We start from the raw sequence: 26,771 nt of genomic DNA, 5'->3' as shown, positions 1-26,771 counted from the left end.
TCCCCTAGCTCGCCGTGATGTTCGGGTCGAAGGTGAAGATCACGTAGGTGCCCAGGCCCATGATCAGGATCATCGACACGACGAGGATCGTGTTGAGCCAGAACCGGGTGGAGTCCTTACGTGCGTAGTCCGCGATGACGGTGCGCAGACCGTTACCGCCGTGGAGCTGTGCGAGCCACAGCATCGACAGGTCCCAGAACTGCCAGAACGGGCTGGACCAGCGGCCTGCGACGAACGCGAAGTTGATGCGGTGCACGCCGTCATCGAGCATCAGCATGATGAAGAGGTGACCGAGGACCAGGATGATCAGGGCCAGGCCGGACAGGCGCATGAACAACCAGGCGTAGAGCTCGAAGTTGTTCTTCGCGGCACGCCGCGGCGTGCGCGGGTTGTCGAGGCCTGCGGGCCGGTCGTATTCCTTACCCAAAGTCTTCGCTTCGGTCATGTCAGTGCCCCGCAAACGTGTTGAAGAGGATGCGAACGGCCGCGGGGATCATCACCACGAACCAGATCGCGAGGATCGTCCAGAGCATCACGCGCTGGTACTTCGGGCCCTTCGACCAGAAGTCCACGAGCATGACCCGCAGGCCGTTGAGTGCGTGGTACAGGACCATCGCGACCAGGCCGAGCTCCATGAGGCCGACGATCGGGTTCTTGTACGTATCGATCACCGCGTCGTAGGTCTCGGGGTTGACCCGGACGAGTGCGGTGTCGAGGACGTGGACGAAAAGGAAGAAGAATGTCGCCACGCCCGTGATCCGGTGCAATACCCAGGACCACATGCCGGGGTCTCCCCGGTAAAGCGACCGTGTGCGCCCCGCCTTTGCGGGGGCGGCTTCAGTCGTGCTGCTCATCGAGTGCTGTGCCTCCAACGTCAATGGTGGACGCGTCGAGCTGCTCCTACCTGTGGGGGATTCCGCAGTACGGGCCCGACGTGAACCTGAACCGACTTGGATCGACTCTAGACCCATCCCAAACTCGGGAACCAATCTCCTGCGCCATTCGTACAGGCCCCAAAAGCGAAGTTAGGTTTGCCTTTCCAACTGTGATCTGGCGCAGCGGGGGTCGCCTACCGTCGTCCACGCCACCGTGACAGGATGGGGAACCATGCCGGACATCGACTGGAAAATGTTGCGCGCCAAAGCACATGAGGTGATGGGTCGAGCCTACGCCCCCTACTCCGGGTTCCCGGTGGGGGCTGCCGGCCTCACCGTCGACGGTCGGATGGTCCTCGGGTGCAATGTGGAAAATGTCTCACACGGACTGGGACTGTGTGCCGAATGTGTACTCGTCGGTAACTTGTTCGCCCAGGGTGGAGGGCGTCTGCGGGCCGTCGCCGTCTGCGACTCCAGAGGCCACGTCCTGACCCCGTGCGGCCGGTGCCGGCAGGTGCTCCTCGAACACGGCGGTCCCGATCTCGAGGTCGACGCCCAGGGTGGCCCGCGTCGCCTCTGCGAGCTCCTCCCCGACGCGTTCGGCCCCGACGATCTGGCGGCCGTGCGGGAGAACGAGGACCGCCGTGCCTGACATCGTCACCGTCATCCGCCGCAAGCGCGACGGACACGAGCTCTCCGGCGCCGAGATCGACTGGGTCATCGAGGCGTTCACCCACGAGATCGTCTCCGACGCCCAGATGTCGGCCCTGGCGATGGCAGTCTGGTTTCGCGGCATGAGCCGGGTCGAGACGGCACGCTGGACCACCGCCATGATCGACTCCGGTCGTCGTCTCGATTTCTCCGCTCTCGGCCTGCGCACCGTCGACAAACACTCGACAGGCGGTGTGGGGGACAAGATCACACTGCCGCTCGCACCGCTCGTCGCGGCCTGCGGCGTCGCGGTCCCGCAATTGTCGGGCCGCGGTCTCGGTCACACCGGCGGCACCCTGGACAAGCTCGAGGCGATCCCCGGCTGGAAGGCCGATCTGACCACCGCGGAGATCGCCGAGATTCTCAGCGACCCGGCCGTCGGTGCGGTCGTGTGCGCGGCGAGTGCCGATCTCGCCCCCGCCGACCGCAAGCTCTACGCGCTGCGCGACGTCACCGGGACCGTCGAGTCGATCCCGCTCATCGCCAGCTCGATCATGAGCAAGAAGATCGCCGAGGGCACCGGAGCCCTCGTCCTCGATGTGAAGGTCGGCAGCGGCGCCTTCATGAAGGAACTCGGCGAGGCCCGCGAGCTGGCGCGCATCATGGTCGAACTCGGCACCGACGAAGGGCTGCCCACGACGGCCCTGCTCACCCGCATGGACAGCCCGCTCGGGCGCACGGCGGGCAACGCGCTCGAGGTCCGGGAGGCCGTCGAGGTGCTCGCCGGCGGCGGACCCGACGACGTCGTCGAGCTGACCCTGGCCCTGGCCCGCGAGATGCTCGCCGCCGCCGGTGTCGACGATGTCGATCCCGCCGACCGACTGCGCGACGGCACCGCAATGGACCGGTGGAACGCGATGATCGCCGCCCAGGGCGGCGACCCCGCGGCGCCGTTGCCGGTCGCGACCCACACCGAGACCTTCCACGCCGACGCGGACGGGGTGGTCTCCGAACTCGACGCGTACAAGGTCGGTATCGCCGCCTGGCGGCTCGGAGCCGGTCGCGAACGGCAGGGTCAGGACGTGCAGCCCGGGGCCGGTATCGAACTGCACGCGGTCCTCGGTGATCGCGTCCGCGCGGGGCAGCCGATCGCGACGCTGCACACCGACACTCCGGGACGTATCCCCGACGCGCTCGCCGCCCTCCGCGGCGGTGTCCGAATCTCCGACACGGCCCCCGTTCGGCAGCCGCTCGTGATCGAACGGATCCGGGCGTAGGGGCGCGGTGGCCGGAGACCGAGCGGAACCGGCCGCCGCCGACTACCGTCCCGATCATGAACGGCCGTCTGACTCCCGAACTCGTTCGCACCGCACCCAAAGTGGTCCTACACGATCACCTGGACGGCGGACTCCGTCCCCGGACGGTCCTCGAACTCGCGGACGCGTGCGGGTGGTCGTTGCCCGCGGACACCGAAGCGGATCTCGCCCGCTGGTTCCGCGAATCCGCCGACAGTGGCTCGCTCGAACGCTATCTCGAGACCTTCGAGCACACCGTCGCCGTGATGCAGACGGCAGAAGGACTCGAACGCGTCGCACGCGAGTGCGTCCTCGACCTCGCCGACGACGGCGTGGTGTACGCCGAGGTGCGGTTCGCGCCCGAGCAGCACCTGGAGAAGGGACTGTCTCTGGACGAGGTCGTCGAGCGCGTCCTCGAAGGCTTCCGAGCCGGGGAATCGGAGGTGGCCGCCGGTGGTCGTCGCATCCGGGTGCGCTGCCTGCTCACTGCGATGCGGCACGCTGCACGCTCGTTGGAGATCGCCGAACTCGCCGTGCGCTTCCGGGACCGCGGCGTGGCGGGATTCGACATCGCCGGCGCCGAAGCGGGCAACCCGCCCAGCCGTCATCTCGACGCCTTCGAATACACCCGCGCGGCCAACGCGCACTTCACGATCCACGCCGGTGAGGCGTTCGGGCTCCCGTCCATCCACGAAGCGGTCGCCTTCTGCGGCACCGACAGACTCGGCCACGGTGTGCGCATCGTCGACGACATCGAAGTGCACGACGACGGAACCGCCACTCTGGGCCGGCTCGCGAACTACATCCGCGACAAGCGCATCCCCCTCGAACTGTGCCCGTCGTCGAACGTGCAGACCGGCGCGGTGCGCACGCTCGCCGAGCATCCCTTCGACCTGCTGGCCCGCCTGCGCTTCCGCGTCACCGTCAACACCGACAACCGGTTGATGAGCGACACCACGATGACGCAGGAGATGGTGCGGCTCGTCGAGACCTTCGACTACAGCTGGGTCGACCTCGAACGGTTCACGATCAACGCGATGAAGTCGGCCTTCCTCCCGTTCGACCAGCGACTGGAACTGATCGACGACGTCATCAAGCCTGGATACGCCGTCCTCGTCGGGTAGAGACCGCGACCCGCAGATACCTCTATGGGTGCGCGGGGCGGGAAATGGTCATCGGAGCGCGTTACAACGCGCTCTTGTGACCACTTCGCGCGCCGGAGTGCCCAAGTGGAGCTGCCGTCAGTGCCGACCCGACGCGACCCGCGTCAGTGCCGACCCGACGCGACCCGCGTCAGTGCCGACGCAGTCGCGCTTCGAACTCGCGCTCGAGCTCGCGCCAGGCGAGGGATTCGGTGTCGAACGGCGGCTTGGGTGCCGTTCGTCCCGAGTCGGGTTCGATCACGTGGTTGACGAACCAGCCGAGTTCCGTGGACGCGGCGAGCGCGGCCTCCGTCGAGTCGTCGTGCGCGAAGTTCGCTGCGTCGACGAACAACTCGACCGCGAGTTCGAGCTGGTCGGGGTCGACGGCCGCAACACCCTGAGCGATGTCGTCGGCGATCCCGGTGAGCACATAGACGTTGTCGTCGGTGACCGTCACGTCGAGCGATCCGTCGACGGCGGCGAGCTGGATCTCCGTGTACGGCTCGAGCGTCGCGAGGTCGTGGTCGTGGTTGTCGGCGAGGTGGCGGGCCAGCGCGCGCTCGGACGGGAAGACGTCGATCGTGCCGTCGTGGCCGAGGAAGACGGCGTCGTCGTTCACGTAGCACCGCAGCGAGTACCAGGTGCCGTCGGTCGTGATGATCCGGATGGGATCGATGCCGACCCGGGCCCAGAACTCGTAGCCGTCGTCCTCGTCATCGGTGTCGATGAACTCGTACTCGTCGTCGGCGTCGACGTCCTCGACCGTGTCGTCGGCCTCGACCTCGTTCTCGTCGACCGCGACGAGCTCGGATTCGATCTCGGCGACCACGGCAGCATCGACGTCGGGAGTGGAGATCACGGCGTCGAGCGCGTCGATCACGTCGTCCCAGTCCTGCGCGACCGCGGTCCCGACGCGATTCCACAGGTCGAGGCCCTCACGCGTGCGGAAGGCCGAGACACCGTGCTGCAACAGGAGGTCGATCTCCTCGCGTTCGAAGAACTTCGTCACGACGTCGAGATCGCAGACGTCGCCGAGGATGCTCACGATGTCGAAGGTGTCCTGCAGCTCGGACACCGACACGGGATCCGGATCGTCGGCCACGAGTTCGGGGACGCCGACGAGATCGTAGGTGTGCGGTTCGTCGGGTTCGAACTCCGAGGCCGCGAGCTTGGACACGATCGGCCACGCCTCGTGCTCGACGAGGTCGTTGTCGGCACCCGAACGCACGAACGCGACGAGCTCGGGGACCGACGGGAAGGCGTACAGATCGTCGCCGTGGCCGAGGAAGGCCTCCCACTCGTCGTCGCCTTCGCGCCAGCGCGGCGCCCAGAGCGTCACGAGGTTGCCGTCGGTGAGACCGAGCTCGATCGGGACGATGTCTCCAGCCATGGCGCGAAGCCTAGCCATGTCGGCGCCGAGAATATAGCCGGGGGCGGCTCGCTATCGGTTTCATCGCGTTACCGGACGGTCGCCGACGGTGACCGGGTGGTGACCGACGGCGACCGGACCGGCATCGCTCGCGTCGAGGGCCGCGCGGAGCTCGTCCATCGCGGAGACGCGCGCGGCAGCGGCCTGCCGTGCGGCGTCGTGCACGGTCGCGAGAATCACCGCGGCCAGTTCGCGGGGGTCGGTGCCGCCGATCGGCTCGGCCAGCTCGAGTCCTTCGAGCGCTCCCGAACCGTCCACACGGGCGGTCACGCGTCCGTCGGGACTGCTCGCGGTGCCCCGGACCGCGCCGAGCCTCTCCACCGTGCGTTCGAGCGCATCGAGCCGGACGTGGGCTCGGTCGACGATCGCCTCCACCATCGGTTCGCTCATCGAACGAGACTTCCACGACGATCGGTCGGTCCGTCCGCCAGGTCGGCGCGGGACGGCAGCCGCATCCGGTCGAGGATCTCGCGGGGGACACCTTCGGCGGCGAGGCGTTCGCCGCGGACCACCGCGGCCTCGAGAGCGGCCTGCCGGTTCAGGGCGAGGATCTGATCGGCCAGTTGCCTTGCTCCGTAACGTAACTCGCGGGGGTCGATGCGAAGGTCCACGGGTAGTCCACCGTCCGTCGTGCGCACCGAGATCGTCCCGGCCCGGTTGTGGGCGGTGGCCGTGATCGGTTCCGTCGTTGTGCTGTCCATATCGGGTTGGACGCAGCGCGAGCCCGGCCGGTTCCCGCCCGGTGCGGAGATTCTCCGGAATCAGCCGGCGGTCGGGCGGTAGACACCGTGGAAGGCCATTCCACCGTTGCTGGTGCGCATCGGCGTCACGGAGACGGGGTCGCCCGCCTCGACCATGAGGCCGTTGCCCACCACCATCGCCACGTGCCCGTCCCACACGACGAGGTCTCCGGGCAGGGCGGCCGCAGGATCCACCCGTGTGCCGACGTCCTGTTCCTGGGCCAACCGCGGCAGTTCGACCCCGGCCTGCGCGTAGGCGTACTGCGTCAGTCCGCTGCAGTCGAGGCCGGAGCCGGGACTCGTGCCGCCCCACACGTACGGGGTGCCCTGCTGGGCGAGGGCGTGACGCACCGCTGCCGCAGCGGTCTCGTTCGGTGCCAGGCTGACGCTGCCGTCCGGAAGCCGCACCTCCACGCCCGTCGAGAGCCCTCCACCGAAGGTGTGGAGCGAACGTGGCTCGTCGCCGGCCGGGTCGGGGCCGGGATGGTGGCCGGAGTCGATCGGGGGAGCGGAGGGCTCGGGTGGAAGGAGTGCGGACGCCCGATCGGTCAGCTCCGCGAGCGTTCCGGTCACCTGTGTCAGCACGTCCAGCCCGGCGACGAGGTGGTCGATCGCCACTGCGAGGAGCGCGAGCTGCCCCTGTGGAAGCGACGTCGCGGGTGCGGCCTGCTCGGCGAAGGTGACGAACGAGTCGACGAGACGAGCGATCTCGGCCGCACCGGTGACCACCGTGACGGTCGCCTCGAGCGCGATCCCGGCCAGTGCCGACCCACGATCGGCCGCCGCGAGGACGTCGGCGAGGACCTGCTCGGCACTCGCGATCGCCTGCGAGGCGGCCGGGCCACCCCAGGCCCAGGCGAGCTCGGCGACGGCGTCGCGCCCGGTCGCATTTACCTCCTCGGCCCACTGCGCACCGATGCGCACCATCTCGCCCGGATCGACGCCGGGTGGCAGCGCGGTGCCGAACGCGTCGAGCAGGCCGGTCAGCGGAGCGACGAGCAGATCCCCTCCGATCACAGTGACTCCACGACGGAGTCGAGTCGTGCGGCGGTGTCGTCGGTGGTGTGCTCGTAGGCGGCCACGGAGGCCTTCGCGGCGTCTCCCATTCCGCCGAGCAGGTCGCCGAGCCGGCCGAGATCGCGCACGTGCGCGGAGTGGGTCGCGGTGAGAGCGGCGAGCACGGGTGCCCCGATCGGACCCAGTGCGGCGCTCAGCGCCGAGGGGTCGCCGTGCCGTGTCCGTTCGGCGGCCTCGTGCAGGCGCGCGGCGAGTTCGACGGCGTCGTCGCCGAACCTCCCGACGGCACTCGTGTCGATCCGTATCGCGTCCCTACCGGAGTTCTCGGTCACCTCGTCGCCTCTCGCGTCGTTGATGTGGGATTCGGCACCTTCGGAGGGTTCCGTCCCCGCCTGGTTCGACGCACCCGACTGCCGATCGGTTCCGTCGTTCTATCCTTCGGACATGGATTCGCTCGTCGTCGACCATCCGCTCGCTGCTTCGCTCCTGACCATCCTTCGCGACGAACGCAGCGACAACGCTGCCTTCCGGCACGCGTTGAGGCGGCTCACCCAGATGCTCGTCTACGAGGCGGTGCGCGATGCGCCCACCGAGACGTTCGACGTCAAGACGCCGGTCGCGGTGACGACGGGGGTACGGTTGCAGCAGCCTCCGCTGCTCGTCCCGGTTCTTCGCGCCGGCCTCGGCATGGTCGAACAGGCCCACGCCCTGATTCCCCAGGCGCAGGTCGGTTTCGTCGGTCTCGCTCGTGACGAGAAGACCTTCGAGCCGGTGCCCTATCTGGAGTCGTTGCCGGAGGACCTGTCGGGTCTTCCCGTCTTCGTGCTCGACCCGATGCTCGCGACCGGGGGGTCGATGGTGCACACTCTCGACATCCTCGCCCAGCGCGGTGCCACGGATATCACCGCGATCTGTGTGGTCGCGGCGCCGCAGGGCGTCGAGGCCCTTGCTGCCTCGGGTCATCCGGTCCGGTTGGTCACGGCGTCGGTCGATGAAGGTCTCAACGAGAACAAGTACATCGTGCCGGGTCTCGGCGATGCGGGGGACAGGCAGTTCGGGCCGCGATAAACCGCGCGTCGTGTGTTACTCGTGTGACTGACGGTACGGATGTGACACCCGACCGCAGTCGTCTCGTTATCGAAAAACAACCCGCAGGTCTCGATTTCTTCTTACGCTCGGTGTGCTCCGTGTGAAGTCCACTGCGTAGGTACAGCCAGAGATGGGGTCGGCGGAATGGCAAGAATCTTCTCCCGCAATCTGATTCGTGGAAGTGTCAGAGCGGCTTCGGTGGGCGCGGTCGCCGTCCTCGCCGCAGTGACGAGTCACGGCACGGCTGCGGCCGCTGTCGACAACTCGCGCATCCTCCCGTTGGACGGAGGGCACGCGGTCGAAGTGATCCAGGCCGACACCTCGACACAGTCGGTGCCGCCGCTCGACAGCTCACCGCTGAGTGTCGAGTTCTTCCACGACGAGATTGCTACCGTTCGGATCACCGGTCCGAACGCGGCGAACTTCGTCGGGACGGCGGTGGAGGTCGGTTTCCAGGTCGGCTACCCGGTCGCGCTGCCGGGGGCGACGGTCACCGTCATCACTCCGAGCCTGTCCTGGGGTGTGGACAACGGTGCGGCCATCGGCCTCTCGCTCGACAACGAAGGTGGTGCCTCGCTCGATCTCGGCCTGGAGGCGGGTGGTTCGCTCAGCGGCGACATCATCCCGTCCCAGGAGATCGAGATCCCGCTCGAGCCGGGCGGCATCACGTCCGTCCCGATCGTCGAGGGCTTCGAGTTCGACGGCAGCTCGACGACCATCCGGATCGCCGGCGTGCACGGCTCGGTCTCGGGAGCCATCGGGCCGGTGATGATCCGTCCGTACCTGAAGGCTGTCACCGCCGACCGGAACACCGTCGTCACTTACGGTGTGCCGCAGCAGGTTTGATTGCAGCAGCAGGTCTGATCGAATCGGGTCCTGACCCGGCCGGATCCGGCCGGGTCAGGGGTTCTCGTCACCGAGCGAGGCCGCCCATCCGCGCAGGGCGTCGAGTATCGCTTCCGCGGCCGGGCGGTCCCGCTCCGTGACCACCTCCAGGTAGACCTTGAGCTTCGGTTCGGTGCCCGAGGGGCGCACCACCACGCGCACCCTCGGCCCGCTCGCGACGTCCTCGCGACTCTCGAAGACGAGAGCGTCGGTGTGCATCGGTCCCGGGCTCTCGGCGAGATCGGTCGCGGTCACCTCCAGACTCGCGAGGGTCGTCGGCGGCTCCGCACGCAGTCGCGTCATCACGGTGCCGATGCGCTGCAGGTCGTCGACGCGGATCGACACCTGATCGCCGACGTGGACACCGAGTTCGCGATGCAGGTCGTCGAGTGCGTCGAGCAGTGTCCGGCCGGCCTGCTTCAAATCGGCCGCGTAGTCGGCGACCATTACGGCGGTCGCGATGCCGTCCTTGTCGCGCACAGCGTCCGGATCGACGCAGTGCCCGATCGCCTCCTCGTACGCGTAGACGAGGCCGTCACCGGCGCGGGCGAGCCACTTGAAACCCGTGAGCGTCTGCGCATATCGCGCGCCGCGTGCGGTCGCGAGTCGCCCCAGCATGGTCGACGAGACAATGGTGGTCGCGACCAGTGAGCCGGGCGGTGACGACGCGAGGATCCGGTCGCCGAGCAGGACCCCGGTCTCGTCGCCGCGCAGCATCGTCCATCCCCGCGGGCCCGGGACACCGACGGCGCAACGATCGGCATCGGGATCGAGCGCCAGGGCGATGTCGGCGTCGACCTCGGCCGCCAGCGCGAGCAGAGCCTCTGTTGCGCCCGGTTCCTCGGGGTTGGGGAAGGCGACGGTGGGAAACGCCGGGTCGGGTGCGAACTGGGACGCCACGACGTGGATGTCGTCGAATCCCGCGGAACGCAGGGCCGCGACTGCCGTCTCGCCGCCGACACCGTGCAGTGCCGTCAGGGCGATGCGCATGCCTCGGTGCGGTGAGCGGGGGAGCGACGCGACCCGGGCGAGATAGCGGTCGACGAGGTCGTCACCCGACGGCGCGACCGGCATCCGGGGCACGTCCGCGGCGGAACCGACGGCGTCGATCGCCGTTTCGATCTCCCGATCGGCGGGTGCGGCCAGTTGCGCTCCGTCGGCGAGATAGACCTTGTACCCGTTGTCGGCGGCGGGATTGTGCGATGCCGTGATCTGCACGCCCGCAACGGCGCCCAGCGCCCGTACCGCGAAGGCGGTCACCGGGGTGGGGAGCGGCTCTCCGAAGGCGACGACCTCGAAGCCGGCCGCGGCGAGAACCTCTGCCGCGGCGGTGTGGAATTCCGCCGAGCCCGTACGGGCGTCGCGGCCGACGACGACGGTGCCGTCGCCCTGCCCGTTCGCCTCGAGCCACGCCGCGAGTCCGGCGGTGGTGCGGACGACGACGGGTACGTTCATGCAGTCCGGTCCGTCGCCGACCGGGCCGCGCAACCCCGCGGTGCCGAATCGCAGCGTCACAGCCGGGCCGCCAGATCGCGCAGAAGATCGCCCATCCGGGTCGCGGCCGCACGACCCGCGGCCAGTACCTCGGTGTGGTCGAGGGGAGCGCCGGTGATGCCGGCCGCGGCGTTGGTCACCAGCGAGACCGCGAGCACGCGCGCTCCGGCCGCGCGCGCCGCGATGGTCTCGTGGACCGTGGACATGCCGACGAGGTCGGCGCCGAGGGTGCGCAGCATCCGGATCTCCGCCGGGGTCTCGTAGTGCGGCCCGGGCAGACCGGCGTAGACCCCTTCGCGCAGCGACGGATCGATCTCGCAGGCGAGTGCACGAAGATCCGGCGAGTAGGCGTCGACGAGGTCGACGAACTGGGCACCCACCAGCGGCGAGCGACCGGTGAGATTGAGATGGTCCGAGATGAGAACCGGTTGTCCCACGGAGAACTCGGGATCGATGCCGCCCGCCGCATTGGTGAGGACGACGGTGCGGGCACCCGCTGCGACTGCCGTGCGCACGGGATGGACGACGCGGGCGAGGTCGTGCCCCTCGTAGGCGTGGATGCGGCCGGCGAGGACGAGGACGGCGTTGTCACCGGCGCGCACGGAGTGGATGTTCCCGGCATGCCCTGCCGCCGTCGGCGGTGCGAAGCCGGGCAGCTCGCTCATCGGGATCGTGGCGACGGGGATGCCGAAACTCTCGACTGCGGCCCGCCAGCCGGACCCGAGGACGACGGCGACGGAGTGTTCGGCGACCCCCGTCCGTTCGGCGAGAGCGGCGGCTGCGGCGTCGGCGGCCGCGGTGGGGTCGAAGACGTGATCGGGTTCTCCCATGGCATCGGACCCTAATCGCTCACAGCTTGTTACTCGTGGGTAAGTAGGCGCGGTATGCTGACGCGCATGCCTTACCTCGAACGTGACGGCGACGTCTTCGTCCTGCATCTCGGTGACCGTGACGCGGAGGTCTCCGAGAACCGGTTCCACCCCGATCGTCTCGCCGCGATCCACTCCCTCCTCGACGAGGTGGAAGCGCACGACGGACCCGCCGCCCTCGTGACCGCGGCGACCGGAAAGTTCTGGAGCAACGGACTCGACATCGACTGGGTCGGCGCGAACCTGCCGGATCTGCCGGGCTATCTGGACTCCGTCCACGCCCTCTATGTGCGGCTGCTCACCTTCCCGGCGGCGACGGTCGCGGCCGTGCAGGGGCACGCCTTCGGTGCCGGCGCGATGCTCGCGCTCGTGCACGACTTCCGGGTGATGCGCGGCGACCGCGGCTACTGGTGTCTGCCCGAGGTGCAGTTGAACATGCCGTTCACCGTCGGGATGTCCGCGCTGATCCGTTCCCGCCTGCCGATCCAGACGGCGGTCGAGGCCATCACCACCGGCCGTCGCTACGGCGGTGAGGACGCCGTGGCCGCGGGCATCGCCGAGCAGGCCGTCACCGGTGACGCCGTGCTCTCAACGGCGGTCGAGCGCGCAGCGGCGCTCACCGCCACCCGCGGGCCGAATCTGTCGGGCATCAAGCGCGGTCTGCACGCGCCGCTGATCTCGGCACTGGAGATCCGGACCGACGCGTCGAACTTCCGGTTCGGCTGATCGCCCCGCCGCGAAGTCGACGAACCGGTCGTACGCGCCGATCGATCGGGACGCGGTGAGCATGACAGACTGGACCCCGTGACGACCGACTACGCCACGGCGATCGAGGCTGCTTCCGACACCCTCGTCGGCCTGTCGCATTCCATCCACGCCGAACCGGAACTCGCGTTCGAGGAACACCGGAGCGCCGCAAAGATCGTCGAGGTGCTGCGCGACCACGATTTCGAGGTCACCACCGGCATCGCCGACCTGCCCACCGCCTTCGATGCGCGGTTCGGCAGCGGCGAACTCGTCCTCGCGTTCTGCGCCGAGTACGACGCACTGCCGGGCATCGGGCACGCGTGCGGCCACAACATCATCGCGGCGTCGGCCGTGGGCGCCGGGATCGGTCTCGCTGCGCTCGCCGACGAACTCGACGTGACCGTCCGCGTCATCGGAACCCCCGCGGAGGAAACCGGCGGCGGCAAGGTCCTCATGCTCGAACGCGGCGTCTTCGACGGCGTCGGTGCGGCGATGATGGTGCATCCCGGCCCGTTCGACATCACCGGGGCGACGTCGCTCGCCCTCGCCGACATCGCCGTCGAGTACGACGGCCGCGAGGCGCACGCCTCCGCGGCCCCCGAATACGGGCTCAACGCTGCCGACGCTGCGACCGTCGCCCAGGTCGCGGTCGGACTGCTGCGGCAGCACCTGCATCCCGGGCAACAGATCCACGGCATCGTCGCGCAGGGCGGGACGGCACCGAACATCGTGCCCAGCCACACCGAACTGCTGTACTACCTGCGGGCCGGGACGAGCGAACTCCTCGACGACCTCGTCGACCGCGCACGCAACTGCTTCGCCGCCGGGGCGCTGGCCACCGGATGCAACCACCGGATCCGGACGGTCTCGCCGACCTATACCGAACTCACTCCCGATCCGTGGCTGGTGCAGGCATATCGTGAGGAGATCATCGATCTCGGGCGCCGACCGCTGCCCGTCGAGGAGGAAGGAGCGCGCCCCCTGGGCAGTACCGACATGGGAAACGTGACGAACGTGGTGCCGGGAATCCATCCGGTCATCGGACTCGACTCCGGTGGCGCGGTGACACATCAGGCTGCATTCGCGGCCGCGTGTGTCACCGAGTCCGCCGATCGGGCAGTACTCGACGGAGCGCGTGCGCTCGCAGCGACCGCCGTACGCGCGGCGACCGATCCGGTCCACCGGGCACGGCTCCTCGAACAGGCCGGCCGTCGATGAACCCCTACGTCGAGAAGTGGTTGGACCGCCACACCGAGGACCTCTCGCTCTGGCGCCGTCACATCCATGCGAATCCCGAGCTCGCCCGGCAGGAGTACGCCACCACCGAGTTCGTCGCGAAGCACCTGCGCGCGGCCGGACTGGAGCCGAAGGTCCTGCCTCGCGGCACCGGCCTGATCTGCGATCTCGGTCCGACCGGCGGACCGCGCATCGCCCTGCGTGCAGACATGGACGCCCTGCCGATGCAGGAGGCCACCGGTCTGCCGTTCGAATCCACCGTCCCCGGTGTCTCGCACGTGTGTGGGCACGACGCCCACACCACCGTCGTGCTCGGTGCAGGTCTGGCGCTGGCCTCGATGCCCGAATTGCCGATCGGTGTCCGGCTGGTCTTCCAGCCCGCGGAGGAGGTCATGCCGGGCGGAGCGCTCGACGTCGTCGCGGCGGGCGGACTCGACGGGGTCGCGCGGATCTTCGCCTTGCACTGCGACCCGCGTCTCGAGGCGGGCAAGGTCGGTATGCGGGTCGGGGCGATCACCTCGGCGGCCGACACTGTCGAACTCGTCCTCGACTCACCCGGTGGGCACACCTCCCGGCCGCACCTGACCGGCGATCTCGTCTACGGCCTCGGTGCCGTCATCACGGGTCTTCCCGGCATGCTCAGCCGTCGCATCGATCCGCGCACCGGCACCGTCATGGTGTGGGGTGCGGTCAGCGCCGGCAAGGCACCGAACGCGATCCCGCGCACCGGCATGCTCGCGGGCACCGTCCGCACCGGCGACCACGACACCTGGCAGCTGCTCGAACCGATGGTCCGCGAGATCGTGCACGGTCTGCTCGCGCCCACCGGTGTCAGCTACGAACTGAACTATCGCCGCGGCGTGCCGCCGGTGGTCAACGACGAGGTGTCGGCGCGCATGTTCGAGGACGCGATCCGCGCGACCGGCCCCGACGCCCTCGCGGACACCCCACAATCCGGTGGGGGAGAAGACTTCTCGTGGTATCTCGAACACGTCCCCGGCGCCATGGGGCGGCTCGGGGTGTGGCCGGGGGTCGGGCCCGAACTCGACATCCACCAGCCCACCTTCGATCTCGACGAGCGGGCGCTGGCCGTGGGTGTGCGGGTGATGACGAATCTGGTTCTCGGCGCTGCGTGACGCAGCCCGAAATAAGCTCAGGCTTACCTGAACGGTAGGATGTGTGAGCTCACCCATACCAGGAGGAATCGATGTCCCTTCGACACCGGATCGGCGCAGGGCTGACGGCAGCCACGCTCGTCGCCGTTCTCGCCGCGTGCAGCGACAGCGGCTCGGGCGACACCACCCCGGACGCTTCGAACGGGGAGGCGCTCACGCTCTATTCCGGGCGTAGCGAGAACCTGGTGGGCCCGCTCGTCGAACAACTCGAAGGCACTCTCGGTTTCCCGATCGACGTCGTCTACGGCGGCACGCCGGAGATCACGGGCAAGCTCGTCGAAGAAGGTGCCGCATCGCCCGCCGATGTGGTCTTCAGCCAGGATGCCGGCGCGCTCGGTCTGCTCGACCGTTCGGGTCTGCTCGAGCAGCTGCCCGCGAGTGTGACGAATCAGGTGCCCGAGAACTACCGCGCGGAGGACGGCACCTGGGTCGCCACCTCTGCACGGGCTCGCGTCCTGGTCTACAACGACGACAAGGTGCAGCCGCAGGACCTGCCGAGCGGGATCGACGGGCTCCTCGACCCGAAGTGGAAGGGCCAGGTGGGCTTCGCGCCGACCAATGCGTCGTTCCAGTCGTTCGTGACCGGACTCCGTGTCTCCCGGGGCGAGGACGGTGCCCGCGAATGGCTCGAGGCGTTCAAGGCCAACGAACCGGTCGCCTTCGAAGGCAACGGACCTCTCATGGAGGGCGTCGACACCGGCCAGGTGACCCTCGGCCTCACCAATCACTACTACTGGTACGGGCTCGCGGACGAGAAGGGCGCCGACAACCTTGCCGTGCAGCTCCACTTCTTCGACGCGGGCGATCCCGGTGCCCTGGTGAACATCGCCGGCGCCGCGGTGCTCGCCACTACCGACCAGCGCGAGCAGGCCGAGCAGTTCGTGGCAGCGTTGCTCTCGCCCGAGTCGCAGACCTATTTCGCCGACGAGACCGCGGAGTATCCGGTCGTCGAGGGGACCGAAACCCAGACCGACCTGCGTCCGCTCTCCGAGATCGGGACCTCCGACATCGAACTGGCCGAACTGGCGTCCCTGGCCGAGACACAGGCGCTCCTGCAGGAACTGGAATTCATCTGATCACCCTCGTTACCCCGCGCGACGGCACCCGACACGGCCGGCCGATCTTGGCCACGGCTGCGCTGGGTGTCGCCGTGTTCGCGCTCGCACCTGTCGTGCACCTGGTGATGCGCGCGTTCGCGGACGGCCCCGAGCGGGTCTTCTCGCTCGTGTTCCGGCCACGCACTCTCGAACTGGTGTGGCGCAGCGGCGCGCTCGCCGTGACGGTCACGGTGGCCTGCCTGATCCTGGGGCTCGCCGCAGCATGGTTGACGACCCGCACGGATCTCCCCGGCCGTCGCTGGTTCGCGTTGGCCCTGAGTCTGCCCTTGGCGATCCCCTCGTACGTGTCGGGCTTCGTCTGGATCGCCCAGTTCCCCGCGCTCGAAGGTTTCGTCGGTGCTGCCCTCGTCCTGACCTGCGCGTCCTTTCCTTACGTCTATCTGCCTGTGGCGGCGGCACTCGCCTCGGCCGACCCGGGGCTCGAGGAAGTGGCCCGCACTCTCGGCCGGTCCCGGCTGACCGCCATCCTCACCGTCACCTTGCGGCAGGTTTGGCCGACCGCGGCGGCGGGCGGACTGCTCGTCGCGCTCTACACGCTCAGCGACTTCGGCGCCGTCGCATTGATGCGCTACGAAGCGTTCACCCTGGCGATCTACGGAAGTTACCGGGGACTTCTCGATCGCACGCCCGCCGCTGTCTTCGGCCTCGTGCTGGTCGCGATCGCCGTGGTGCTGACGGTCGCCGAACGGAGAGCGCGCCGCGGCGCCACCGCGCGGATCGGATCCGGTACCGCGCGCACGGCCGAACCCGTGATGCTCGGCTCACGGCGATGGCCGGCGATCGGCTTCCTCGCCGCTCTGCTCGTCGTGAGCGTGGGAGTTCCGGTCGCGGGCCTGGCCCGCTGGTTGTGGAGGTCGCAGCAGATCGCGGTCGACTGGTCCGGTATCTGGACCGCCACCACCTACACTCTGTGGGTGTCCGCGCTCGGTGCGTTGCTGACCACGGTGCTCGCACTTCCGGTGGGCATCTACGCCGCACGGTCGCACTCCCGATTGTCCCGCTTCACCGAGAGCGCCGCCTACATCGGCTTCGCGCTGCCCGGCATCACCGTCGGTCTGGCGCTCGTGTTCTTCGGCATCCGACTGCTCCCGCAGTGGTACCAGCAGACCCCGATGCTGGTGATCGCCTACGCGGTCCTGTTCCTCCCTCTCGCGGTGGGGTCGATCCATGCGGCGGTCGCCGCGATCCCCCGGGGTCTCGAAGATGCGTCCGCAACTCTCGGTTCCGGACGATTGCTCACCGGGCTGCGGGTGACGATCCCGATCGCCGCACCCGGCGTGGTCGCCGGTGCGGCATTGGCATTCCTGACCATCGCCAAGGAACTGCCTGCGACGCTGCTGCTCGTCCCCATCGGGCACGACACGCTCGCGACTGGGATGTGGCGACATACCGAAACCCTCGCGTACGGCTCGGCAGCACCCTATGCGGTGATCCTCGTCCTCATCGCGGCACTGCCGTCGCTCGTGCTGGGACGTCTGTTGCGCGGCCGGGTCGACGCGGAAAGTGGAGGCGAAGAGTGACCGGTCTGACCATCGAGAATGTATCCGCGCGATACGGCGCCGCCGAAGTCGTCACCGATGTGACCCTCGACGTGCCGCGCGGCGACCTGCTCGCCGTCCTCGGACCGTCGGGTGGCGGCAAGACCACGCTGTTGCGAGTGGCGGCTGGGCTGCATCCCGCAGCGTCGGGACGGGTCTCCGTAGACGACGTGACCGTGACCGACGTGCCACCCGAACGTCGCGGGGTGGGCCTCGTGCCGCAGGAAGGCGCGTTGTTCCCGCATCTGAACGTGGCGCGCAACATCGGCTACGGTCTGGGGCGAGCGAACCGGCCGTGGCGCGGAGGTGCGCGGGAGGAACATCGACGCCGGGTCGAGGAACTACTGGATCTCGTCGGTCTTCCGCGAGTCGGGGACCGTAAGCCGAGCGCGCTCTCCGGCGGGCAACAGCAGCGGATCGCTCTGGCTCGTGCACTGGCACCGCGACCGTCCGTGGTCCTGCTCGACGAGCCGTTCAGCGCGCTCGACGCCGGTCTGCGCGCGAGTCTGCGCGCGGATGTCCGTACGCTGCTGCGCGAACAGTCGGTCGCGGCGGTGCTCGTGACCCACGACCAGACTGAGGCCTTGGCCATGGCCGACAGGCTGGCAGTGATGCTCGACGGCCGGATCGCCCAGGTGGGCTCGCCCGAGGAGGTCTACGGGAGGCCGGCATCCGTCGCGGTGGGCGAGTTCGTGGGGGAGGCGATCGTACTCGAGGCCGAGGCGTTCGGCGACTGCGCGCAGACCCCGCTCGGGAAGGTTCAGCTCGTCTCACCCGGACACGGCGTGGGTCGCGTCCTGCTGCGACCGGAACAGATCGAAGTCGGGGCAGCGCCGACGAAGTGCCCTGCTGCCGGATCGTTCACTGTGCGCGACACGGCATTCGGCGGCGCACACAGCGAAGTGCGGGTCGAGGGGATGGGAATCGCCGTCCGTGCCCTGTGCACCACCCTGCACGGTCTGCAGGCGGGCGACCCGGTGACGGTGAGCGTCCGGCGACCGGTGCCCTTCTATCCCGGAGGGTAGGAAGGCCGGCGTCTAGAAGCCGTCGGGACGCCCCGGACCCACATTGCGACTGTTGCGGGTACGCAGATCCCGAACGTATTCGGCGGGGGCCCCGGCGATCTCGGCCGCGTCGGCCATCACGCCCAGATAGCGTGCCGACGGCAGGCCGCCCTCGTATCCGTCGACGACGTACAGCCACGCGAGGACCGGACCGTCGGCCGTGTCGACGCGCACGCGGATCTTGCGGTGGAAACCGAGTTCGGCTCCCTCCCAGCGGTCGAGGCTGCGTTCGTCGTCCTCCGGCACGTCGTAGAGCACGACGAACACCTTCGCGTCCGAATCCTCGACGACCGTCGCGAGGGCGCCCTCCCAGCCGATGTCGGCGCCGGCGAAGGTCAGTCGCCAACCGTGCAACCACCCGGTTCCCGCCATCGGCGAATGCGGGCAGCGCGTCAGCATCTGCTCCGGATGCATGTTGGACCCGTAGGCGGCGTAGATCGGCACGAGGATAAGGCTAACCCGTCGTCCACCGGAGTCGTCGGAGGGGCGGCGCAGGGACGGACGAGGAGTTATCGGGGGCCGTTGCGTGCCGGGTCCACCGGTCCCTGTGCGCGAGGTGGGGGCATTGGCATAGCGTTGAGACCACGTGTGTGCCCACCAGGCGCTCACGTGCAGCTGACCCGGCACCCTTCGGAATCGATACAGAGGAGAACAATGACCCGGATCGTCATCATCGGCGGCGGCCCCGCAGGATACGAGGCGGCGCTGGTGGCATCCCAGTACGGCGCGACGGTGTCACTGATCGATTCGGACGGGATCGGTGGCGCCTGCGTGCTCTTCGACTGCGTCCCCTCCAAGACCTTCATCGCCTCGACCGGCGTGCGCACCGACATGCGCCGCGCCGCCGACCTGGGCATCGAACTCGACCGTGCCGAGGTGTCGTTGCCGCAGGTGCACGGCCGTGTGAAGAGCCTCGCCCGCGCGCAGTCCTCCGACATCCGCACCAAGCTCGAGGCCGCCGGGGTGAAGCTGTTCTCCGGTTACGGCGAACTCGTCGACGCGCAGCCCGGCATGGCCGCCCATCAGGTGCGCGCCAAGCTGCTGACCGGCGAGGAAAAGGTGCTCGACGCCGACGTCGTGCTGATCGCCACCGGCGCGAGCCCGCGTGTCCTGCCGGGCGCGGAGCCGGACGGTGAGCGGATCCTCACCTGGCGTCAGCTCTACGACCTCGAGAAGCTTCCCGAGCACCTCGTCGTCGTCGGTTCGGGTGTCACCGGCGCCGAGTTCGTCTCCGCCTACACCGAGGTCGGCGTGCAGGTCACCGTCGTGTCGAGCCGCGACCGGATCCTGCCGCACGAGGACGAGGACGCGGCTCTCGTGCTCGAGGACGTCCTCACCGAGCGCGGTGTGACCCTCGTCAAGCACGCCCGCGCCGACCGGGTCGAACGCACCGAGGACGGCGTCCGCGTGCTCCTCGCCGACGGCCGCATCGTCGAGGGCAGCCATGTGCTGATGACCGTCGGCTCGGTGCCCAACACCCGGGATCTCGGTCTCGACAAGGTCGGGCTCGAACTCGACCGGGGCGGTTACCTTCCCGTCGACCGCGTCTCCCGTACCGCCGTCCCCGGCATCTACGCCGCGGGCGACTGCACCGGACTGCTGCCGCTCGCGTCGGTCGCGGCCATGCAGGGCCGCATCGCGATCTACCACGCGCTCGGCGAAGGCGTGAGCCCCATCAAGCTGAAAACCGTTGCGGCCGCAGTGTTCACGCGTCCCGAGATCGCCGCCGTCGGTGTCAGTCAGGCGACGATCGACAAGGGCGAGGTGCCCGCCCGCACAGTCATGCTCCCGCTCAACACCAACCCGCGCGCCAAGATGTCCGGCCTGCGGCGCGGTTTCGTGAAGATCTTCTGCCGCCCCGCGACCGGTGTGGTCATCGGCGGTGTGGTCGTCGCCCCGACCGCGTCCGAGCTCATCCTTCCCATAGCGTTGGCGGTGCAGAACAACCTGTCGGTCAACGACCTCGCGCAGACCTTCTCGGTCTACCCGTCGCTGAGCGGATCGGTCACCGAGGCCGCCCGCCAGCTGATGCGCCACGACGATCTGGACTAGGCACCGGACGGGGCGGGATTCGCGGCGATCCCGCCCTGCTCAGGCCCAGTCGTAGGTGCGTTCGACCGCCTTGTTCCATTCGCCGAACAGGCGCTCGCGTTCGTCGACCGGCATCGCCGGCTCCCACGTGCGGTCCGCGGTCCAGTTGCGGCGGATGTCCTCCTCGTCCTCCCAGAAGCCGACGGCGAGACCGGCCGCGTAGGCGGCGCCGAGCGCGGTGGTCTCGGAAACGGTGGGTCGTACCACCGGCACACCGAGGATGTCGGACTGGAATTGCATGAGCAGATCGTTGGCGACCATGCCGCCGTCGACCTTGAGGGTGCGCAGGTCGACCCCGGAGTCGGCGTTCATCGCCTCGATGACCTCCCGCGTCTGGTAGGCCGTCGCCTCGAGCGCCGCCCGCGCGAGGTGGCCCTTCTCGACGAAGCGCGTCAGGCCGGCGATGACGCCGCGGGCGTCGGGTCGCCAGCGCGGCGCGAACAATCCCGAGAAGGCCGGCACGAAATACGCCCCGCCGTTGTCGGGGACGCTCGTGGCGAGCGCTTCGATCTCGTCGGCGGACCGGATCAACCCGAGATTGTCGCGCAGCCACTGCACGAGCGAACCGGTCACGGCCACCGAACCTTCGAGGGCGTAGACCGCGGGGGCGTCACCTATGCGATAACAGACGGTGGTGATCAAGCCGTGCTCGCTGCGCACCGGGGTCGTGCCGGTGTTGAGCAGCAGGAAGTTGCCGGTGCCGTAGGTGTTCTTCGCCTCGCCGGGGGACAGGCAGCCCTGGCCGAAGGTCGCGGCCTGCTGGTCGCCGAGGATGCCGGCGACCGGGACCCCGGCGAGCGGTCCGCGCTCGCGGGCGTGCCCGTACACCTCCGACGAACTGCGGATCTCCGGCAGCATCGACTCCGGGATGCCGAGTTCGGCACAGATCGCCGGATCCCACTGCTGTGTCCCGAGATTCATCAGCAGCGTCCGGGAGGCGTTGGTCACATCGGTGATGTGCAGTCCGGGTGGCTGACCCTCCTCGCCGACACCACCGGTGAGATTCCACAGGATCCAGCTGTCGATGGTGCCGAACGCGAGGTCGCCGGCCTCGGCGCGCTCTCGGGCACCGTCGACGTTGTCGAGGATCCACCGCACCTTCGGTCCGGCGAAATAGGTCGACAGCGGTAGTCCGGTGATCTCGCGGTAGCGGTCGGGCCCGGCGTCGCCGGCAAGCTCCTCGACGAGCCTGTCGGTGCGGGTGTCCTGCCAGACGATCGCGTTGTACACCGGTTTTCCGGTGGTGCGGTCCCACACCACCGTGGTCTCGCGCTGGTTCGTCAGGCCGATCGCCGCGACGTCGTTGCGTCGCAGATCCGCTTTGGCGAGTGCTGCGGCGACCACTTCACGGGTGTTGAGCCACAGCTCTTCCGGGTCGTGTTCGACCCATCCCGACCGCGGGAGGAACTGGCGGTGTTCCTTCTGTGCGAGCGAGACGATGCGCCCGTCGTGGTCGAAGATGATGCACCGGCTGGACGTGGTGCCCTGGTCGATCGCCGCGATGAACTGGTTCACAGGTGATCCTCGGGTGAAGGGGACGGCTCGGTTCGGCAACGCTTCCGCTGCGCGCTGCGGGTCCGAAGCTACTACCCTTGATCGGGATACGTCGACGACTCACGGGAGCAGGTGCGGTGACCAACCAATCGGGTGTGCAACTCCTCGGACCGCAACAGCGCGCCGACGCCTGGCGTCGTCTCGCCACCGAACAGTTCGACGTCGTCGTCATCGGCGGTGGTGTCGTCGGGGCGGGAGCAGCACTCGACGCCGCGACCCGGGGCCTGCGAGTCGCTCTCGTCGAGGCCCGCGACTTCGCGTCCGGCACGTCGAGCCGGTCGTCGAAGATGTTCCACGGCGGCCTGCGCTATCTCGAACAGCTCGAATTCGGTCTGGTGCGAGAAGCCTTGCGCGAGCGCGAACTCGCATTGACGACCCTGGCCCCGCACCTGGTCAGGCCGTTGAAGTTCCTCTTCCCGCTCACCCATCGGGTGTGGGAGCGGCCCTACGTCGCGGCGGGCATCTTCCTCTACGACCGTCTCGGTGGCGCGAAGTCCGTTCCGGCGCAGAAGCACCTGACCCGCTCGGGCGCCCTACGGATGGTTCCCGGTCTCAAGCGCAATTCGCTCGTCGGCGGAATCCGCTACTACGACACGGTCGTCGACGACGCCCGGCACACCATGACCGTCGCGCGGACGGCCGCGCACTACGGTGCGGTGGTGCGTACGTCGACGCAGGTCGTCGGTTTCCTGCGCGAGGCCGACCGCGTGTCGGGTGTGCGGGTGCGCGACAGCGAGGACGGTTCGGTCACCGAGGTGCGAGCGCACGCGGTGATCAACGCGACCGGTGTGTGGACCGACGAGATCCAGTCGTTGTCGCGGCAGCGCGGCCCATTCCGGGTCCGCGCGTCGAAGGGCGTGCACATCGTCGTGCCCCGCGACCGGATCGTCAGCGATTCGGCGATCATCCTGCGTACCGAGAAGTCGGTGCTGTTCGTCATCCCGTGGGGCAACCACTGGATCATCGGCACCACCGACACCGACTGGAATCTCGACCTGGCGCACCCGGCGGCGACGAAGGCCGACATCGACTACATCCTCGACCACGTCAACCGCGTACTCGTCGTCCCGCTCACCCACGACGACATCGACGGTGTCTACGCTGGTCTGCGCCCGCTGCTGGCGGGGGAGAGCGACGAGACGTCCAAGCTCTCGCGTGAACACGCCGTCGCGCGGGTGGCGCCGGGGCTCGTGGCGATCGCCGGTGGCAAGTACACGACCTACCGCGTCATGGCCGAGGACGCCGTCGATCTCGCGGCCGAGGACATCCCGGCCCGGATCGCGTCGTCGATCACCGAGAAGGTGCCCCTCGTCGGGGCCGACGGGTACTTCGCGCTGGTCAACCAGACCATGCATCTCGCCGAGCAGTACGGTCTGCATCCCTACCGCGTCAAGCATCTGCTCGACCGCTACGGCTCCCTCGTCGAGGACGTGCTGAGCCTCGCGAAGGGCCGGCCCGAGTTGCTCGAACCGCTGACCGATGCCCCCCAGTACCTGCAGGTCGAGATGGTCTACGGCGCTGCGGCCGAAGGAGCCCTACATCTCGAGGACCTCCTGGCGCGCCGGACCCGGATCTCGATCGAATACCCGCACCGCGGGTTGCACTGTGCGGAGCAGACGGCCCGGCTGGTCGCTCCGGTCCTCGGCTGGGACGACGCGACGATCGACCGGGAAGTCGCGACCTACCGGGCGCGCGTCGAGGCGGAGATCGAGTCGCAGAACCGACCCGACGACGAATCCGCGGACGCGCTCCGGGCAGCGGCCCCGGAGGCCCGGCCGGAGATCCTCGAACCGGTGCCCATCACGTAGCCGCGGGCGGTTCGTGACGGGTGTCGGTGCGTGAGCACCGCCTTCTCGGCGGTCAGTGCGTGAGCACGACCTTCACGACGACCACGACCGTCGCGATCAGAGCCACCCCCACCGCGGCCGCCACGGTCCGGTGGTTCGGTCTGCGATTCTGTAACCGGCGCACGACGAATACGGTCGAGCCGATACGGATCAGCACGGCGACCTCGGCGAGGATGTGGGCCGTCCGGGGCTCGAGCCAGCCGACCCAGGCCGTGGCGAGCACGAGACAGGGCAATACCGCCGACGACAGGATGGGAACGGAGTCGCGGAGTTCCTCGATGCGTTCGCTGCGCGTGAGTTGAGCACCCGAACGAACGGACTGAGCGACCGACTCCGCGAAGACATGGGCGATGAACGTCGAGAGTGCGGTGCCGATCACGATCGCGATCCCGATGTACTCGGGCGAGGTCGTGATGGGGACGAGCGCGGCCAGCACCAGGATGTTGCCGTAGACGTAGGCGCTGATGCGGGAGGCCGCCGACTCCGGGGACAGAGGGCGGCGCCGTCCGGACGACAGGTACGAGGGCGTGGACACCTCGCTAGCGTGACACAGAACGCCCTCGTCGACGCCGCTACCGGAAGGGTGCGTCAGGGTGAAACAGAAGTGGGACGGTGGCGATCCGTCACCTTCGGGCTGTAGTGCATCCGCGGGTGGTAGCGGTATCGCCACGGAACGAGTTTCGTGCCGAGTCCGATGGCGCAACCGACGAGAGCGTGCAGTGCCGCCTCCGGTCGGCTCCATCGGTAGCCGAGCAGCTCGCGCACCGGAGGGTCGTACAACCCGACGGTGAGCCACAGGAAACCGGCCGTCACCAGCGGGCGGATCAACTTCCACACCTCTTCGGGGAACCACCGCAGGAAGGGCGGACGGTCGCGATTCGACAGGTCGAGCACGTCTCGGGTGGCCTTGTTGTCCTCGAGCACGGTGCGGCACTGCGGTCCCAGTACTCGAGGAAGTCCTCCCAGGATGCGGGGACCGAGTGCATCGGCATGCCGTACAGCCGGTACCACTGCACGTGCTCGTCGAACAGGCGGTGCTTCTGTTCGAGGGTGAGCGGGCCGTCGAACCACTCGATGGAGACGACGAGGCTGTAGAAGAAGGTCGCGTGCGCCCAGTAGAAGGTGTCGGGGTCGAGTGTGTGGTACCTGCGGCCCTTCTTGTCGATCCCCTTGATGGTGTTGTGGTAGCCGCGCACCTTCGCTGCGGTCTCCGGGGCGCGGGGACCGTCGAAGACGACGCCGTAGATCGGGTACAGCGATCGGTAGAGCCGTTCCCACCGTTCGTCGAAGAACTTCGAGTGCTCTTCGACCCCGGCGCCGAGTCCGGGATGCATGTTCTGCATCGACCCCGCCCACGGCCCGAAGAGCATGCCGCGCCGGCCGCCGAAGTATCGCCAGGTCAACGAATCGGGGCCCAGGGGTTCCGGTGGTTCCGGCCGCGCAGGGCGCGGTGCCGCGTGGTGCGACGACTCGGCGGTGTCCGGCCCGACGGACCCCTGACTACGCATGCTGTCAGGGGTCCGTCGGGCATGCAGTCAACGACGGGAAGCGACAAGGTGGACACCACGCGCCGCAGCTGGGCGGGCGTCGACCTGCTCGGAGCGCCCGACGGCGCGGCAGCGAACGTCAGGGCCGTGTGCCGGGCCGCCGAACTCACCGAACGGTACTTCTACGAGAGCTTCACCGACCGCGACACCTTCGTCCGCGAGGTCTACGCCCACGTCGCCGACCGCGCCCGCGACGCGCTGACCGAGGCGGTACTGTCCGCCCCCACCCTCGGCCGGGCCGAGGCCGCGGTGCGGGCGTTCGTCGAACTCATGGTCGACGACCCCGCGAAGGGACGCGTGCTCCTCCTCGCCCCGCTGCGCGAACCCACAATCAGTCGGCGCGGTATCGAACTCGCCCCGGCCTTCGTCGCGCTGGTCCGCGACCAACTACCCCCGGGCGGCGACGAGGGACAGCGCCACATGGTGGCCGTGGGTGCCGTCGGCGCCCTCACCAGCCTGTTCATGAGGTACCTCGAAGGCGACCTCGCCGTGTCGCGAGACACCCTCGTCCGGCACTGCGTCGCGCTCGTCGAGGACGCCGGCAGGGCGGCGTGTCTGCAGGGCGATCAGGGCGGGGATCCTTCCGGGCGCGGCTGACATCGCGGGCACCGGTAGACCACCCGCTCGGGATCGGTCGCGGTGCCGATCTCGCCGAACCGGATCGGGGTATGGCAGCGTCTGCACGGCTTCCCGCGACGCCCGTAGACCCACAGATTGCGGCCCGGACGGCGGTCGCCGGTGGTGATGCGGGTCGTCCGGTCGCGGTTCGCGACCAGCAACCGATGCGTGAGGTCGACCCACGCAGCGGGATCCCCGGCCTGCGCGACCGGGGTCCACGGATCGACGCCCCGCAGGAAGCACAATTCGGAGCGGTACACATTCCCGACGCCGGCCATGATGCGCTGATCGAGCAGGGCCACCCCGATCGGACGGTCCGGGTCGCGCACGAGATTCGCCGCCGCACGCTCGGGATCCCAATCGGGACCGAGCAGATCCGGCCCGAGATGGCCCACTGCGTCGTCCTCCCGGTCACGGGCGAGCACCTCGACGATGCCGAGTTCGAAACCCACCGCCTGCACGTCCTCGGTGCCGAGCACGATGCGCGCCTTGTATCCGGGCTTGCGCCACCGTGTTCCGCGCGGATAGACGTGCCATTCGCCTTCCATCTTCAGGTGCGAATGGATCGAGACGTCGGCGACGCGGACGAGTAGGTGCTTGCCCCGCGAGACCACTTCGTCGACCGTGCACCCGGTGAAATCGGCCGTGGCGAAACGCGGAACGCGGAAGTCCGTCTCTGTGAGCACCTTTCCCTCCAGTGCCGTTCGGAGGCGGTGCGCGGCGCGGAACACGGTGTCTCCCTCGGGCACG

At 68.8% G+C, this 26,771-nt stretch carries 27 protein-coding genes and 1 pseudogene; 14 read left to right on the top strand and 14 right to left on the bottom strand.

Annotated features, from left to right (window positions below; all coding sequences use genetic code 11):
• Positions 1-4: 4 nt before the first annotated feature.
• Both BO226_RS13325 and sdhC read right to left on the bottom strand, forming a co-directional pair.
• Positions 5-445, bottom strand: a complete 441-nt coding sequence (locus BO226_RS13325; protein ID WP_006550127.1) for a succinate dehydrogenase hydrophobic membrane anchor subunit — start codon at positions 443-445, stop codon at positions 5-7.
• 1 nt (position 446) lies between these two features.
• Entirely contained in the window at positions 447-782 is a 336-nt protein-coding gene (sdhC, locus tag BO226_RS13320; protein ID WP_006550128.1) for a succinate dehydrogenase, cytochrome b556 subunit, read from the bottom strand.
• Between the two features lie 325 nt (positions 783-1,107).
• On the opposite strand from sdhC, the gene BO226_RS13315 reads away from it, so the two are divergent.
• Genes BO226_RS13315 through BO226_RS13305 form a run of 3 tightly spaced genes read left to right on the top strand, consistent with a single transcriptional unit; the run spans position 1,108 to position 3,945 of the window.
• On the top strand, positions 1,108-1,527 hold the full coding sequence (locus tag BO226_RS13315; protein WP_006550129.1) for a cytidine deaminase: 420 nt from the start codon (positions 1,108-1,110) through the stop codon (positions 1,525-1,527).
• A complete protein-coding gene (locus BO226_RS13310) occupies positions 1,520-2,803 on the top strand; it encodes a thymidine phosphorylase (RefSeq protein WP_071935441.1) in 1,284 nt (427 codons plus the stop codon). The genes BO226_RS13315 and BO226_RS13310 overlap by 8 nt, the downstream gene beginning before the upstream one ends.
• 56 nt (positions 2,804-2,859) lie before the next feature.
• Positions 2,860-3,945 carry an adenosine deaminase gene (locus tag BO226_RS13305; RefSeq protein WP_006550131.1) on the top strand — a complete coding sequence of 362 codons (1,086 nt, stop codon included), beginning with the start codon at positions 2,860-2,862 and terminating at the stop codon, positions 3,943-3,945.
• Positions 3,946-4,114: 169 nt separating this feature from the next.
• Here the strand turns inward: BO226_RS13305 and BO226_RS13300 are convergent, their stop codons facing one another.
• Genes BO226_RS13300 through BO226_RS13280 form a run of 5 tightly spaced genes read right to left on the bottom strand, consistent with a single transcriptional unit; the run spans position 4,115 to position 7,481 of the window.
• Positions 4,115-5,353, bottom strand: a complete 1,239-nt coding sequence (locus BO226_RS13300) for a primosomal protein (RefSeq protein ID WP_071935440.1) — start codon at positions 5,351-5,353, stop codon at positions 4,115-4,117.
• A 60-nt stretch (positions 5,354-5,413) separates the two neighbouring features.
• Entirely contained in the window at positions 5,414-5,782 is a 369-nt protein-coding gene (locus BO226_RS13295; RefSeq protein WP_006550133.1) for a YbaB/EbfC family nucleoid-associated protein, read from the bottom strand.
• Entirely contained in the window at positions 5,779-6,093 is a 315-nt protein-coding gene (locus BO226_RS13290; protein ID WP_006550134.1) for a hypothetical protein, read from the bottom strand. The genes BO226_RS13295 and BO226_RS13290 overlap by 4 nt, the downstream gene beginning before the upstream one ends.
• Positions 6,094-6,153: 60 nt before the next feature.
• Positions 6,154-7,149, bottom strand: a complete 996-nt coding sequence (locus BO226_RS13285; RefSeq protein ID WP_071935439.1) for a C40 family peptidase — start codon at positions 7,147-7,149, stop codon at positions 6,154-6,156.
• Entirely contained in the window at positions 7,146-7,481 is a 336-nt protein-coding gene (locus BO226_RS13280) for a type VII secretion target (protein ID WP_024101552.1), read from the bottom strand. The genes BO226_RS13285 and BO226_RS13280 overlap by 4 nt, the downstream gene beginning before the upstream one ends.
• A 112-nt stretch (positions 7,482-7,593) precedes the next feature.
• On the opposite strand from BO226_RS13280, the gene upp reads away from it, so the two are divergent.
• Together upp and BO226_RS13270 are read left to right on the top strand one after the other, a co-directional pair.
• Positions 7,594-8,217 (top strand): uracil phosphoribosyltransferase, encoded by a 624-nt coding sequence (gene upp, locus BO226_RS13275; RefSeq protein WP_024101551.1) that lies wholly within the window; start codon positions 7,594-7,596, stop codon positions 8,215-8,217.
• Between the two features lie 219 nt (positions 8,218-8,436).
• Positions 8,437-9,084, top strand: a complete 648-nt coding sequence (locus BO226_RS13270; protein WP_006550140.1) for an MspA family porin — start codon at positions 8,437-8,439, stop codon at positions 9,082-9,084.
• A gap of 54 nt (positions 9,085-9,138) precedes the next feature.
• Here the strand turns inward: BO226_RS13270 and BO226_RS13265 are convergent, their stop codons facing one another.
• Both BO226_RS13265 and BO226_RS13260 read right to left on the bottom strand, forming a co-directional pair.
• Entirely contained in the window at positions 9,139-10,638 is a 1,500-nt protein-coding gene (locus BO226_RS13265) for a phospho-sugar mutase (RefSeq protein ID WP_071935438.1), read from the bottom strand.
• Positions 10,635-11,447, bottom strand: coding sequence for a purine-nucleoside phosphorylase (locus BO226_RS13260; protein WP_006550143.1), 813 nt, complete (start codon positions 11,445-11,447; stop codon positions 10,635-10,637). Before BO226_RS13260 ends, BO226_RS13265 begins: the two co-directional genes overlap by 4 nt.
• Before the next feature lie 66 nt (positions 11,448-11,513).
• Between BO226_RS13260 and BO226_RS13255 the strand changes: the two genes are divergently transcribed.
• From BO226_RS13255 to BO226_RS13230, 6 genes are all read left to right on the top strand, one after another.
• A complete protein-coding gene (locus tag BO226_RS13255; protein ID WP_024101548.1) occupies positions 11,514-12,212 on the top strand; it encodes an enoyl-CoA hydratase/isomerase family protein in 699 nt (232 codons plus the stop codon).
• A 78-nt stretch (positions 12,213-12,290) separates the two neighbouring features.
• Positions 12,291-13,451, top strand: coding sequence for a M20 family metallopeptidase (locus tag BO226_RS13250; protein ID WP_024101547.1), 1,161 nt, complete (start codon positions 12,291-12,293; stop codon positions 13,449-13,451).
• Positions 13,448-14,605 carry a M20 family metallopeptidase gene (locus BO226_RS13245; protein ID WP_006550147.1) on the top strand — a complete coding sequence of 386 codons (1,158 nt, stop codon included), beginning with the start codon at positions 13,448-13,450 and terminating at the stop codon, positions 14,603-14,605. The genes BO226_RS13250 and BO226_RS13245 overlap by 4 nt, the downstream gene beginning before the upstream one ends.
• 71 nt (positions 14,606-14,676) lie before the next feature.
• A complete protein-coding gene (locus tag BO226_RS13240) occupies positions 14,677-15,720 on the top strand; it encodes an iron ABC transporter substrate-binding protein (protein WP_006550148.1) in 1,044 nt (347 codons plus the stop codon).
• A gap of 107 nt (positions 15,721-15,827) precedes the next feature.
• Positions 15,828-17,282: an ABC transporter permease gene (locus tag BO226_RS13235; protein WP_197539135.1), complete on the top strand. Its 1,455-nt coding sequence runs from the start codon at positions 15,828-15,830 to the stop codon at positions 17,280-17,282.
• Positions 17,279-18,325, top strand: coding sequence for an ABC transporter ATP-binding protein (locus BO226_RS13230; RefSeq protein ID WP_071935437.1), 1,047 nt, complete (start codon positions 17,279-17,281; stop codon positions 18,323-18,325). Before BO226_RS13235 ends, BO226_RS13230 begins: the two co-directional genes overlap by 4 nt.
• Positions 18,326-18,337: 12 nt before the next feature.
• Here the strand turns inward: BO226_RS13230 and BO226_RS13225 are convergent, their stop codons facing one another.
• The gene (locus BO226_RS13225) at positions 18,338-18,808 is read right to left on the bottom strand and encodes a gamma-glutamylcyclotransferase (protein WP_006550151.1); all 471 of its coding nucleotides are present in this window, start codon (positions 18,806-18,808) and stop codon (positions 18,338-18,340) included.
• 210 nt (positions 18,809-19,018) lie between these two features.
• On the opposite strand from BO226_RS13225, the gene BO226_RS13220 reads away from it, so the two are divergent.
• Positions 19,019-20,416, top strand: coding sequence for an NAD(P)H-quinone dehydrogenase (locus BO226_RS13220; protein ID WP_024101543.1), 1,398 nt, complete (start codon positions 19,019-19,021; stop codon positions 20,414-20,416).
• 39 nt (positions 20,417-20,455) lie between these two features.
• On the opposite strand, the gene glpK is transcribed toward BO226_RS13220, so the two are convergent.
• A complete protein-coding gene (gene glpK, locus BO226_RS13215; RefSeq protein WP_024101542.1) occupies positions 20,456-21,970 on the bottom strand; it encodes a glycerol kinase GlpK in 1,515 nt (504 codons plus the stop codon).
• Positions 21,971-22,086: 116 nt separating this feature from the next.
• Here glpK and glpD point away from each other — a divergent pair, with 116 nt between their 5' ends.
• Complete coding sequence (gene glpD / locus BO226_RS13210) at positions 22,087-23,817, top strand: glycerol-3-phosphate dehydrogenase (protein WP_024101541.1); 1,731 nt, start codon at positions 22,087-22,089, stop codon at positions 23,815-23,817.
• Positions 23,818-23,869: 52 nt separating this feature from the next.
• Here the strand turns inward: glpD and BO226_RS13205 are convergent, their stop codons facing one another.
• Positions 23,870-24,391 carry a hypothetical protein gene (locus BO226_RS13205; RefSeq protein ID WP_071935436.1) on the bottom strand — a complete coding sequence of 174 codons (522 nt, stop codon included), beginning with the start codon at positions 24,389-24,391 and terminating at the stop codon, positions 23,870-23,872.
• A 53-nt stretch (positions 24,392-24,444) separates the two neighbouring features.
• Positions 24,445-25,199 (bottom strand): annotated as a pseudogene (locus BO226_RS13200) (oxygenase MpaB family protein).
• 186 nt (positions 25,200-25,385) lie between these two features.
• Here BO226_RS13200 and BO226_RS13195 point away from each other — a divergent pair.
• Positions 25,386-26,000: a TetR/AcrR family transcriptional regulator gene (locus BO226_RS13195; protein ID WP_071935435.1), complete on the top strand. Its 615-nt coding sequence runs from the start codon at positions 25,386-25,388 to the stop codon at positions 25,998-26,000.
• Here the strand turns inward: BO226_RS13195 and BO226_RS13190 are convergent.
• Entirely contained in the window at positions 25,970-26,770 is an 801-nt protein-coding gene (locus tag BO226_RS13190) for a DNA-formamidopyrimidine glycosylase family protein (RefSeq protein WP_019288533.1), read from the bottom strand. The two genes, BO226_RS13195 and BO226_RS13190, sit on opposite strands and share 31 nt — an antisense overlap.
• Between the last annotated feature and the right edge of the window lies 1 nt (position 26,771).

The sequence above is a fragment of the Rhodococcus sp. 2G genome (assembly GCF_001886355.1).
Classification (GTDB): Bacteria; Actinomycetota; Actinomycetes; order Mycobacteriales; family Mycobacteriaceae; genus Rhodococcus; species Rhodococcus pyridinivorans.
The sequence above is the reverse complement of the archived record's forward strand: the minus strand, read 5'-3'. Positions and strand labels throughout refer to the sequence as shown.

Bases quoted from the DNA above. Each gene is read 5' to 3' on its own strand.
- BO226_RS13325 (WP_006550127.1), bottom strand. From the start codon at position 445: ATGACCGAAGCGAAGACTTTGGGTAAGGAATACGACCGGCCCGCAGGC.
- sdhC (WP_006550128.1), bottom strand. From the start codon at position 782: ATGTGGTCCTGGGTATTGCACCGGATCACGGGCGTGGCGACATTCTTC.
- BO226_RS13315 (WP_006550129.1), top strand. From the start codon at position 1,108: ATGCCGGACATCGACTGGAAAATGTTGCGCGCCAAAGCACATGAGGTG.
- BO226_RS13305 (WP_006550131.1), top strand. From the start codon at position 2,860: ATGAACGGCCGTCTGACTCCCGAACTCGTTCGCACCGCACCCAAAGTG.
- BO226_RS13300 (WP_071935440.1), bottom strand. From the start codon at position 5,353: ATGGCTGGAGACATCGTCCCGATCGAGCTCGGTCTCACCGACGGCAAC.
- BO226_RS13295 (WP_006550133.1), bottom strand. From the start codon at position 5,782: ATGAGCGAACCGATGGTGGAGGCGATCGTCGACCGAGCCCACGTCCGG.
- BO226_RS13290 (WP_006550134.1), bottom strand. From the start codon at position 6,093: ATGGACAGCACAACGACGGAACCGATCACGGCCACCGCCCACAACCGG.
- upp (WP_024101551.1), top strand. From the start codon at position 7,594: ATGGATTCGCTCGTCGTCGACCATCCGCTCGCTGCTTCGCTCCTGACC.
- BO226_RS13260 (WP_006550143.1), bottom strand. From the start codon at position 11,447: ATGGGAGAACCCGATCACGTCTTCGACCCCACCGCGGCCGCCGACGCC.
- BO226_RS13255 (WP_024101548.1), top strand. From the start codon at position 11,514: ATGCCTTACCTCGAACGTGACGGCGACGTCTTCGTCCTGCATCTCGGT.
- BO226_RS13245 (WP_006550147.1), top strand. From the start codon at position 13,448: ATGAACCCCTACGTCGAGAAGTGGTTGGACCGCCACACCGAGGACCTC.
- BO226_RS13240 (WP_006550148.1), top strand. From the start codon at position 14,677: ATGTCCCTTCGACACCGGATCGGCGCAGGGCTGACGGCAGCCACGCTC.
- BO226_RS13235 (WP_197539135.1), top strand. From the start codon at position 15,828: ATGCGCGCGTTCGCGGACGGCCCCGAGCGGGTCTTCTCGCTCGTGTTC.
- BO226_RS13220 (WP_024101543.1), top strand. From the start codon at position 19,019: ATGACCCGGATCGTCATCATCGGCGGCGGCCCCGCAGGATACGAGGCG.
- BO226_RS13195 (WP_071935435.1), top strand. From the start codon at position 25,386: ATGCAGTCAACGACGGGAAGCGACAAGGTGGACACCACGCGCCGCAGC.